The 9,251-nt window shown below is 65.4% G+C and carries 13 protein-coding genes; 10 read left to right on the top strand and 3 right to left on the bottom strand.

Features of this window, described 5'->3' with window-relative positions; genetic code table 11:
* Positions 1 to 194 precede the first annotated feature (194 nt).
* The 5 genes from argJ to EOA29_RS15790 all read left to right on the top strand — a co-directional run bounded on the left by argJ (position 195) and on the right by EOA29_RS15790 (position 3,422).
* Entirely contained in the window at positions 195 to 1,436 is a 1,242-nt protein-coding gene (argJ, locus tag EOA29_RS15810; protein ID WP_126091749.1) for a bifunctional glutamate N-acetyltransferase/amino-acid acetyltransferase ArgJ, read from the top strand.
* Positions 1,436 to 2,215, top strand: a complete 780-nt coding sequence (locus tag EOA29_RS15805; RefSeq protein WP_189350517.1) for a GNAT family N-acetyltransferase — start codon at positions 1,436 to 1,438, stop codon at positions 2,213 to 2,215. The genes argJ and EOA29_RS15805 overlap by 1 nt, the downstream gene beginning before the upstream one ends.
* Positions 2,212 to 2,634, top strand: a complete 423-nt coding sequence (locus tag EOA29_RS15800) for a (deoxy)nucleoside triphosphate pyrophosphohydrolase (RefSeq protein WP_126091750.1) — start codon at positions 2,212 to 2,214, stop codon at positions 2,632 to 2,634. The genes EOA29_RS15805 and EOA29_RS15800 overlap by 4 nt, the downstream gene beginning before the upstream one ends.
* 176 nt (positions 2,635 to 2,810) lie before the next feature.
* Positions 2,811 to 3,128, top strand: coding sequence for a hypothetical protein (locus EOA29_RS15795; protein ID WP_126091751.1), 318 nt, complete (start codon positions 2,811 to 2,813; stop codon positions 3,126 to 3,128).
* 111 nt (positions 3,129 to 3,239) lie between these two features.
* Complete coding sequence (locus EOA29_RS15790) at positions 3,240 to 3,422, top strand: Flp family type IVb pilin (protein ID WP_126091752.1); 183 nt, start codon at positions 3,240 to 3,242, stop codon at positions 3,420 to 3,422.
* A 124-nt stretch (positions 3,423 to 3,546) separates the two neighbouring features.
* Here EOA29_RS15790 and EOA29_RS15785 read toward each other — a convergent pair whose 3' ends face one another.
* Positions 3,547 to 4,419, bottom strand: a complete 873-nt coding sequence (locus tag EOA29_RS15785; RefSeq protein WP_127221116.1) for a methyltransferase domain-containing protein — start codon at positions 4,417 to 4,419, stop codon at positions 3,547 to 3,549.
* A 64-nt stretch (positions 4,420 to 4,483) separates the two neighbouring features.
* On the opposite strand from EOA29_RS15785, the gene EOA29_RS15780 reads away from it, so the two are divergent.
* From EOA29_RS15780 to EOA29_RS15765, 4 genes are all read left to right on the top strand, one after another.
* Positions 4,484 to 5,284, top strand: coding sequence for a ComF family protein (locus tag EOA29_RS15780; RefSeq protein ID WP_126095735.1), 801 nt, complete (start codon positions 4,484 to 4,486; stop codon positions 5,282 to 5,284).
* A 75-nt stretch (positions 5,285 to 5,359) separates the two neighbouring features.
* Positions 5,360 to 5,629: a glutaredoxin 3 gene (gene grxC, locus EOA29_RS15775; protein ID WP_126091754.1), complete on the top strand. Its 270-nt coding sequence runs from the start codon at positions 5,360 to 5,362 to the stop codon at positions 5,627 to 5,629.
* Between the two features lie 2 nt (positions 5,630 to 5,631).
* Positions 5,632 to 6,498 carry a carbon-nitrogen hydrolase family protein gene (locus tag EOA29_RS15770; RefSeq protein ID WP_126091755.1) on the top strand — a complete coding sequence of 289 codons (867 nt, stop codon included), beginning with the start codon at positions 5,632 to 5,634 and terminating at the stop codon, positions 6,496 to 6,498.
* Positions 6,495 to 6,920, top strand: a complete 426-nt coding sequence (locus tag EOA29_RS15765; RefSeq protein WP_126091756.1) for a DUF1178 family protein — start codon at positions 6,495 to 6,497, stop codon at positions 6,918 to 6,920. Before EOA29_RS15770 ends, EOA29_RS15765 begins: the two co-directional genes overlap by 4 nt.
* On the opposite strand, the gene EOA29_RS15760 is transcribed toward EOA29_RS15765, so the two are convergent.
* Positions 6,917 to 7,414, bottom strand: coding sequence for a MarR family transcriptional regulator (locus EOA29_RS15760; RefSeq protein ID WP_126091757.1), 498 nt, complete (start codon positions 7,412 to 7,414; stop codon positions 6,917 to 6,919). The genes EOA29_RS15765 and EOA29_RS15760 overlap by 4 nt on opposite strands.
* Positions 7,415 to 7,513: 99 nt before the next feature.
* Between EOA29_RS15760 and EOA29_RS15755 the strand changes: the two genes are divergently transcribed.
* Positions 7,514 to 8,431 (top strand): DMT family transporter, encoded by a 918-nt coding sequence (locus tag EOA29_RS15755; RefSeq protein WP_127221115.1) that lies wholly within the window; start codon positions 7,514 to 7,516, stop codon positions 8,429 to 8,431.
* A gap of 25 nt (positions 8,432 to 8,456) precedes the next feature.
* Here the strand turns inward: EOA29_RS15755 and ubiG are convergent, their stop codons facing one another.
* Complete coding sequence (gene ubiG / locus EOA29_RS15750; protein ID WP_127221114.1) at positions 8,457 to 9,206, bottom strand: bifunctional 2-polyprenyl-6-hydroxyphenol methylase/3-demethylubiquinol 3-O-methyltransferase UbiG; 750 nt, start codon at positions 9,204 to 9,206, stop codon at positions 8,457 to 8,459.
* Between the last annotated feature and the right edge of the window lie 45 nt (positions 9,207 to 9,251).

The raw sequence follows: 9,251 nt of genomic DNA, 5'->3' as shown, positions 1-9,251 counted from the left end.
ATTCCCGGCCGAGACGGCCGAGCGGATCATTGCGTTCCTGAGCGGGCATTCCTGAGCGCTCCGACCGATCGTGTGGGTCCATCCACGCCGGCCACGCCCGACACCTTGCGAGGGCCATCAAAACGCCCTTGCGCCGTGGCGCCGTATCGGGCAAACCGGCGTTCTTTTCGCGTTATTGCCGCTCCGGGGTCCCGATGTCCGCTACGATTTCGCCGCTCGCACCGAAGAAATATCCCAAGATGCCGGTCATCGAGGGCGTGCGCATCGCGACCGCCGAGGCCGGGATCAAATATCGGAATCGCACCGACCTGCTTGCCATGGTCTTCGATGCGGGCACGGCCGTCGCCGGCGTCTTCACGCGCTCGAAATGCCCGTCGGCGCCGGTCGACTACTGCCGCCAGAACCTTGCCGCCGGCAAGGCGCGGGTGCTGGTGGTCAATTCCGGCAACGCGAACGCCTTCACCGGCAGGAAGGGCAAGGCTTCAACCGCGCTGACCGGCGAGGCGGCGGCAAAGGCGGCAGGATGTGCCGAGAGCGAGGTGTTCCTGGCCTCGACCGGCGTCATCGGCGAACCGCTTGACACCAACAAATTCAGCCACCTGCTTGCCGCCCTGGTGAAGGATGGCAAGCCGGACCTGTGGACCGACGCGGCCAAGGCCATCATGACCACGGACACCTATCCGAAGGTGGCGACGCAGACCGTGAAGCTCGGCGACGCCGACGTGACCATCAACGGCATCGCCAAGGGCGCCGGCATGATCGCGCCCGACATGGCGACGATGCTCTCCTTCATCGCCACCGACGCGCCGATCGCCGCGCCCGTGCTGCAGGACCTGTTGTCGCGCGGCACGGCCAAGACCTTCAACGCCGTCACCGTCGACAGCGACACTTCGACCAGCGACACGCTGCTTTTCTTTGCAACCGGCAAGGCAGCCGCGCGCGGCGCCCCGGCGATCAGCGATCCGAAGGATGCGCGGCTCGGCGCCTTCCGCCGCGCGCTCGGCAAGGTGCTGAAGTCGCTGGCGCTGCAAGTGGTGCGCGACGGCGAGGGTGCGCGCAAGCAGGTCGAGGTCACCGTCACCGGCGCCAAGTCCGCCCGCTCGGCCAAGCGCATCGCGCTCTCGATCGCCAACTCGCCGCTGGTCAAGACGGCGGTCGCCGGCGAGGACGCCAATTGGGGTCGCGTCGTCATGGCCGTCGGCAAGGCCGGCGAGCCGGCCGACCGCGACCGGCTGTCGATCTGGTTCGGCGACAACCGGCTGGCGCATGAGGGCGAGCGTGATCCGGCTTACTCCGAGGAAGCGACCTCGGCTTATATGAAGCGGGACGATATCCGCATCCGCGCCGATATCGGCATCGGCCGCGGCAAGGCGACGGTGTGGACCTGCGACCTCACCAAGGAATATGTCGCCATCAATGGCGACTACCGGAGCTGATGGCGCCGGTGTCGAGGCATCCGGCAAGCGTGCTTGCGATCGTGCGCCGCTACGAGGCGGCGGGTTTTCGCGCTTGGCCGGCGGCGGCCGTCCATTATGACGGGACATGGGTGGTGCGGCTGACGGCCGGCCATCCGGCAAAGCGTCTGAATTCGGTCAACCCGCTCGATCCGGGCGACACCCAGCACATTGCCGAGCGGATCATGCGCGCCAGCCGCCGTTTCGACGCCTACGGCCGGCCGCTGACCTTTCGCATGTCGCCGCTTTCGGGGCCGGTGCTGTCGAAGCATCTCGACGAGGCGGGCTGGAGCCGGTTCGACGAGTCGCTGGTGATGCGGCTGCCGCTCAAGGAGGCTGAGCTCGACGCCGCGATGGACCAGATTCCGCTGAAGGACATCAGCCGCTTCATCGGCGCGGCGATCAGGACGAGCAGCTCGGATGTCTCGCTGCGGCCCGGCCTGTCGGAGGTCATCGGCGCCATCCAGCCCGAAGCGGGGCTGTTTGCGCTCGAAGACGGCAACGAGCCGCTCGCGACGCTGATCTGTGTCCATGACGGCGATCTCGCCGGGCTGTTCGAGGTCGCCACCGAGAAGTCGGCTCGCAACAAGGGTCATGGCCGCAACCTCATCCTGTCGGCGCTGAAATGGGCGCGGCTGCGCGGCGCGCGCGAAGCCTGGCTGCAGGTGGAAGCCGGCAATGTCCCGGCGCTGTCGCTCTACCGGTCGCTCGGCTTCGAGGAAGTCTACCGCTACCACTATCGTCGGCCGCCGGGCGCATGAGCGAGATCAAGCCAGCCGGAAAGCGCCTGCTCCTCGTCGCGGCCTGCGCGCTGGTCGACGCCGACCGGCGCGTGCTTCTGGCGCAGCGCCCCGAAGGCAAGCAACTCGCGGGCCTTTGGGAGTTTCCAGGCGGCAAGGTCGAGCCCGGCGAGACTCCGGAAGAGTGCCTGATCCGCGAGCTGCATGAAGAGCTCGGCATCGAGACCGAGATACCCTGCCTCGCGCCGCTCACCTTCGCCAGCCACAGCTATGACGATTTCCACCTGCTGATGCCGCTTTATGTCTGCCGGCGTTTCCGCGGCATCGCGCAGCCGAAGGAAGGGCAGGGGCTGAAATGGGTGAGGCCACGGCAGATGCGGGATTATCCGATGCCGCCGGCGGACGCGCCACTGATCCAGTTTCTCATCGATCTGTTGTGATCGTCAGAGCAGTTCGGCGTTTCCACCAGACGGCTACGCACTTTTCCTGGAGTAGCCGCGAGCTGCCTTTGCCTCGTCTGTTTTAGGCAGCGTTAATGGAAGATTTATCTCGACATGGAAGATTGAGGCGAAGTCGTCCGCGCGGCGGCATGCCCGATTTTGTTTGGAGCCATTCCATGAGCCTCGAGAGAGACTGGGACTCGATCCGGCCCGATCGTACTTTCCGCGCCGCCGATGCCGGCATGGGCATTTTGCGGATCACGTTGCTTTTCGGATCGGCTGCAGTGGCGCTGGCGCTGATCGCGACGCCTTTCCTCGACAGCCAGACGCGGTCGCAGAGCGCGCGTGGCGGCCTGGCCAGCGGGCTCGACATGACCAGCACCGGCTCGATCGGCCGCCGCGACACCTACACACTGCGGCGAAGCGTGCTGCAGCCGCTGCCAAGTTCCATCTGCGTGATCCGCAACGACGGCAGTCGCCATGGCGACTGCTAATTGGTTAATAAATTCAGCGAGAAGTGGCTGTTTCACCCCCCGTTAAGCTTTTGCCGTTAACCTTTCTTAACGGGTAGGCCCTATGGTTCCCCACAAGAGGGATCGACGACCATGAAAAACCTGCTGCAGCAATTCGCGAAAGATGAATCGGGCGCCACGGCCATCGAATACGGTCTCATCGTCACCGTGCTGTCGCTCGTCATCATCGGCGGCGTCGGCAAGGCCGCGGATGCGATCCAGTGGTTGTTCAGCGACAACAACAGCAGGCTTGCCAACGCCTTTGCCCAGCACTGACCGCATTAGCGGTCCGGCGTTGGCGGGATCGCTGAACCGCTCTAACTATTTGTTTTTACGAAATTTCCGACGGAAACCGGTACACGCTTTTCCTGGAATTGCTCCGGACCGCGGGGCCGATCGGTCAATGCCCCGTCGGCTTCTCCAGGATCGTCTTCAGCGAGACCTTGGCCGAGCCGGGTTTGAGCGGCTTCTGCTGCGAGGCGTCGGGCGCCCAGCCGGACATCCACACGATCGAAAAGCTCGCCCGGATGCGGCCGTCCGGGTCTGAAAACCGTTCGGCATAAATTTCGGCGGCACGGGCGAACAGCCGCCTGGTGGCGGGTCGCCGGCTGCGATCGAACAGCGGGCTGGTCTCGCCCATGGCGCGCAGATCGGCGGCAAGGCCGAACAGCGAGGAGTAGCGCGCCGTGACCGTCTCGACGTCGGCGACCGGCAGCGCCAGGCCTGCACGCTGCAGCAATGCGCCGGCGTCGCGCACATCGGTGAACGGAAGAACGCGAGGGCTCGCGCCGCCATGAAGCTCGGTCTCGGCGGCAAGCAGGCTTTCGCGCAGCTCCGCAAGCGTGCCTGCACCGGCCAATGCGCCAAGGAACAGCCCGTCGGGCCGCAACGCGCGACGAATCTGCGCGAGCACGCCGGGGATGTCGTTCATCGCCTGCAGCGACAGCAGCGAGACGACGAGATCGAGGCTTTCGGCTTCGAACGGCACGGTTTCCGCCGGGACGACGACACCAGTTTCGCCGGCAAGGAAGGCTTGGTCCGTCTCCACGCGAACGATGTCGGCCACCTTGCCGCTGCCGGCGAGCACTTTGGTCGCGGCCGATGTCTGGCAGAACAGCGCCGCCGCCTTGCCGAACCTTCGCTCAACGGCGCCCAGCCGGTCTGCAAGGTCCTCCGCCGCCCGCCGCATCAGGAAATCGGCGCCTTCGACGGGACGAGCGAGTGCCCGGCGCTTGTGTGCAAGCCAAAGCTCCGTATCGATCAAGGACTGCAATGGGCTATTCCTATTGCCCGCGCATGGCGGACCGATGCTATGGTGGCGTGGGGTTTCACTTCACGTGGCCGATCCGGTGCACAAGATCAAGACCATTGCGATCAAGGATACGGCGCGGCAGGCGCTCGGTTGGCCGGCGCGCATGTTGTTTCCGCCGGTCTGCGCCGGCTGCCGCCGCCACGTTTCGCAGCCCGGCGTGCTGTGCGGCGCCTGCTGGCCGAAACTCCGGTTGCTGGAGAAGCCCTGGTGTCCGGTGATGGGTACGCCCTTTATCCATGACATGGGCGAGGGTTTTCTCTCCGCCGAGGCGATCGCCGATCCGCCGCCTTTCGAGCGGGCGCGGGCGGCGGTCGTCTATTCAGGTGTCGCGCGCCAGATGGTGCAAGGACTGAAATACCAGGATCGCACCGATCTCGCGCCGTGGATGGCGCGCTGGATGATGCGCGCCGGGGCGGAATTGATCACCGAAGCCGACGTCGTGGTGCCGGTGCCGCTGCACTGGCGGCGCTTTTTCCGCAGACAGTTCAACCAGTCGGCGGAGTTGGCGCGGGCGGTATCGAAGCTGAGCGGTCTGCCTTTTTCACCGGCGGCGGTGCGGCGCGTCAAGCTTACCCGCCAGCAGGTCGGGCTGGAGCGGCACGAGCGCGAGGAGAATGTGCGCGCCGCTTTTCGTGTCCCGCCGGAAGCCGAGATCGACATCGCTGGGCGCAGGGTGCTCGTCATCGACGACGTCTTCACCACCGGCGCCACCGTGCGGGCGGTGGCCAAGGCGCTGAAAAAGGGCGGTGCCGGAGCAGTCGACGTGCTGACCTTCGCCCGCGTCCTGCCTGGGGACTTTCGGGCCGATGAGTCCGCGACTATATAGGGTTTAGCTGTAGTTTTGGTGCATGTCGTTTTCACACAACCGCTGGGCGGTATGCACAGGCAGGATGACTGACCGATGGTCGACGTGACGATCTACACCCGGATGATGTGCGGCTATTGCACCGCCGCCAAGCGGCTGCTCGAGCGCAAGGGTGTGGTCTATACCGAGCACGACGCGTCGTTCTCGCCGGAACTGCGCCAGGAAATGATTTCCCGGGCGCATGGGCGAACCACCTTTCCGCAGATATTCATCGGCGATACGCATGTCGGCGGCTGCGACGACCTCCATGAACTGGAGTCGCAGGGCCGGCTGGACATGCTGCTTGCCAACGGAGCGAGGGCTTGATCATGGGTGTTTTCAAGGCGGCAGCGGTGCAGATGCGTTCGGGGACCAGCCCGGAACGCAATGCTGCCGACATGGAAAGGCTGGTGCGCGAGGCGGCACACCAGGGCGCGACCTATGTCCAGACGCCGGAGATGACCGGCGCGCTCGTGCGCGACAAGGAAGCGGGTGCCGCCGCCTTCACCACCGAGGACAAGGACATTGTCGTTTCGACAGCCGGCAAGCTGGCGAAGGAGCTTGGCATCTACCTCCATATCGGCTCGACAGCCATCCGCCGCGCCGACGGCAAGCTTGCCAATCGCGCGTTCCTGTTCGCCCCCGACGGCGCCGCGGTCGCCAATTATGACAAGATCCACATGTTCGATGTCGACCTCGACAATGGCGAAAGCTGGCGCGAATCCGCCTCCTATGAGCCTGGAACGGAAGCGGTGGTGACCGATATCGAAGGGGTCAGGCTGGGCTTCGCCGTCTGCTATGATCTGCGTTTCCCGCAGCTTTTCCGCGCCGAGGCGCTGGCAAGAGCGGAGGTGCTTTCGGTGCCTGCCGCCTTCACCCGCCAGACCGGCGAGGCGCACTGGCATGTGCTCCTGAGAGCGCGAGCGATCGAGAATGGCGCCTATGTCGTCGCCGCCGCGCAAGGCGGCCTGCACGAGGACGGCCGCGAGACCTATGGCCATTCGCTGATCGTCGATCCATGGGGCCGCGTCATCGCCGAGGCCGCGCATGACGAGCCAGGCGTGATCGTCGCCGAGATTGATCCGGCGCAGTCGCTCGCCGCGCGCCGCAAGATACCCAACCTCCGGAATGCGCGCGATTTCACCGTCAATGCCGGCGAGGGCGAGGCGCCGCGCCTCAGGGGTGCAGCCTCTTGATCCGCTTTTCGCTTATCTGTGAGCACGAGCACGAGTTCGAAGCCTGGTTCCGCAGCAACGACGACTTCGACACGCAGAAGAAGCGCGGCTTGGTCGATTGCCCGGCCTGCGGTTCGCACAAGGTTCAGAAGGCGCTGATGGCGCCGGCCGTTTCCACCTCGCGCAGCCAAGAAAAGGTGGCTTTAGCCATGGGCGAGGCGCAGAAGCAGGCGCTGGCGCAACTCAAGGCGCTGGCCGACAAAGTGCGCGAGAATGCCGACTATGTCGGCGACAAGTTTGCCGAGGAAGCGCGCAAGATCCATTTCGGCGAAACCGATCCGCGCGGCATCTATGGCGAGGCGACGACGGAGGAGGCGCAAAGCCTCGCCGAAGACGGCGTCGAGTTCATGCCGATCCCGAGCTTTCCGGAGGACCGGAACTAGCCGGCTGTCTGGCTCAGACTTCCGATCAGCTTTTCCAGCAATTTTGCCAATGCCTCCCGGTCTTCGCGCGTCAGGCCGGCGAGGGTCCGGTGCTCGTTGGCGACATGGGCGGCAAGCGCCTCATCGATGAGCTCGAGGCCTTTGGCGGTGAGCTGGACAACAACCCCGCGCCGGTCGCTGGGATGCGGCGCGCGCTGGATCAGGCCGGCCTTTTCCAGCCGGTCGAGGCGGGCAGTCATGGCGCCTGACGTCACCATCGTCGCTTCATAGAGCTCGGTCGGTGTCAGGGCGTAAGGCGTGCCTGAGCGACGAAGCGTCGCCAGCACGTCGAATTCGCCTTGCTGCAGTCCGAAGCGGGCGAAGAGCGGCGCCAGCCGGTCCCGCGAGATCAACGATGCGGCTTCGCTCAACCGCCCGATCACGGCCATCGGCGAGACGTCGAGATCCGGTCGTTCGCGCTTCCACTGCTCGATCGCCCTCGCCGCACGGTCCATGTGCCTCACCGCAAAGTATCTTGACGTTAAGAATCTTTGCGCTATCTTATCTTAAGATGGACAAGCGGCCAAGCGCCGATCGAAGCACGGAGCCGTCTAATGAAGAAACTTCTCTGGGATTCGGCACTCGGCCTTCTGCTCGTCACCGGCGGATTGCTCGGCATGACTCTGCCTTTCGGCAAGCTCGCGACAACCGCCGGCGTGCCGGCCATGGTCTGGGCTTTCGTCATCTCATTCGGCGCCGGCGGCGTTTTGCTGGTAGCACTTCTGCTGCTTGGCCAGCGCATCCGGCTGACGGCGCGCAAGCTCCGCTATTTCTTCGTCACGGCGGCTGTGTCCTATGCCTTTCCCAATCTTTTGATGTTCTCGGCCATTCCGCATCTCGGCGCCGGATACACGGGCATCATGTTCACGCTCTCGCCGGTCATCACGCTGGTCTTTTCGATCCTGCTCGGCGTCAGGAGCCCCAACCTGCTCGGCGTCGTCGGCATCGCCGTCGGCTTCATCGGCGCGGTGATGGTTGCGCTCACGCGAGGCGAGGCTGGCCAGCCGGCGGACTATTTCTGGGTGGCGATCGGGCTGCTGATCCCCGTCAGCCTGGCCGCCGGCAACATCTACCGCACCGTCGACTGGCCGGAATCAACCGGTCCGATCGAACTCGCCGTGGGCAGTCATCTCGCGGCGGCGACCTTGCTTCTCATCGGCATCCTGACGCTATTCGGCTGGCAGGCGTTCGCTCCGCTCGGCGGCGTGCCGCTGGTGGCCGCCGGACAGGTGGCGTCGGCGTCGGCGATGTTCGCCTTCTTCTTCCGGCTGCAGGCGGTCGGCGGACCGGTCTATCTCAGCCAGATCGGCTATGTGGCGGCAGCGGTCGGGCTGTTTGCCGGCACGATCTTCCTTGGCGAGCACTATCAGCTGCTGACCTGGCTGGGTGCGGCCATCATCACGGCCGGCGTTTTCATCACGACGAAAGCACAAAACCAGACCAGCGCGAGGGCGCAGGCTCAGCCGGCGTGAAGACGAACGCCGTCGTGCAGGCCGATCAGACCGAAGCCTTCTCGGCCAGCACCATGTAGTTGACGTCCATGTCCTTGGACCTCTGCCAGCGGTCGGCCAGCGGATGATAGATCACGCCGGTGCGGTCGATGACCGAGAGCCCAGCCGCGCCGAGCGCCTTTGCCAACTCCTCGGGCCGCACCAGCTTGCCGAACTGGTGAGTGCCGCGCGGCAGCCAGCGCAGCACATATTCGGCGCCGATGATGGCAAGGCCAAGCGCCTTCAGCGTGCGGTTGATGGTGGCGACGAACATGATGCCGCCGGGCCGGACCATCTCACTGCATTTGGCGACGAACAGATCGACGTCGGCGACATGCTCGACCACCTCCATGTTGAGGATGACGTCGAAGGTCTCGCCGGCGTCCGCCAGCGCCTCGGCCGTGGTGGCGCGATAGTCGATGCCAACACCGGCCTCGGCCGCATGCAGTTTCGCCACTTCGATGTTGGTGGCGGAGGCGTCGGCGCCGAGGTGGTCGGCGCCGAGCCGCGCCATCGGTTCGCACAAAAGCCCGCCGCCGCAGCCGATGTCGAGGAAACGCAGGCCCTCGAAAGGCCTGGCCGCGCGCGGGTCGCGGCCGAAGCGGCTCGCCACCTGGTCGCGGATATAGGCAAGCCGCACCGGGTTGAACTTGTGCAGCGGCCGGAACTTGCCGTTCGGGTTCCACCATTCTGCGGCAAGGGCGGAGAAGCGCTCGACTTCGCCGGTATCGATGGTCGATCGGCGGGGCTCAGGCATGGGCGGGTCTCCTCGAACGCTAGGAAGTCGGGCGTGGGGGAGGGA

This window comes from Mesorhizobium sp. M1E.F.Ca.ET.063.01.1.1, from assembly GCF_003998155.1.
Taxonomy (GTDB): domain Bacteria; phylum Pseudomonadota; class Alphaproteobacteria; order Rhizobiales; family Rhizobiaceae; genus Mesorhizobium.
This window is presented reverse-complemented; position numbering and strand designations above follow the sequence as displayed.

What these genes read in the sequence shown, in the direction of transcription:
- argJ (WP_126091749.1), top strand. Translation starts at nt 195, where the DNA reads ATGTCCGCTACGATTTCGCCGCTCGCACCGAAGAAATATCCCAAGATG.
- EOA29_RS15790 (WP_126091752.1), top strand. Translation starts at nt 3,240, where the DNA reads ATGAAAAACCTGCTGCAGCAATTCGCGAAAGATGAATCGGGCGCCACG.
- EOA29_RS15760 (WP_126091757.1), bottom strand. Translation starts at nt 7,414, where the DNA reads ATGGACCGTGCGGCGAGGGCGATCGAGCAGTGGAAGCGCGAACGACCG.
- grxC (WP_126091754.1), top strand. Translation starts at nt 5,360, where the DNA reads ATGGTCGACGTGACGATCTACACCCGGATGATGTGCGGCTATTGCACC.
- ubiG (WP_127221114.1), bottom strand. Translation starts at nt 9,206, where the DNA reads ATGCCTGAGCCCCGCCGATCGACCATCGATACCGGCGAAGTCGAGCGC.
- EOA29_RS15800 (WP_126091750.1), top strand. Translation starts at nt 2,212, where the DNA reads ATGAGCGAGATCAAGCCAGCCGGAAAGCGCCTGCTCCTCGTCGCGGCC.
- EOA29_RS15805 (WP_189350517.1), top strand. Translation starts at nt 1,436, where the DNA reads ATGGCGCCGGTGTCGAGGCATCCGGCAAGCGTGCTTGCGATCGTGCGC.
- EOA29_RS15770 (WP_126091755.1), top strand. Translation starts at nt 5,632, where the DNA reads ATGGGTGTTTTCAAGGCGGCAGCGGTGCAGATGCGTTCGGGGACCAGC.
- EOA29_RS15755 (WP_127221115.1), top strand. Translation starts at nt 7,514, where the DNA reads ATGAAGAAACTTCTCTGGGATTCGGCACTCGGCCTTCTGCTCGTCACC.
- EOA29_RS15795 (WP_126091751.1), top strand. Translation starts at nt 2,811, where the DNA reads ATGAGCCTCGAGAGAGACTGGGACTCGATCCGGCCCGATCGTACTTTC.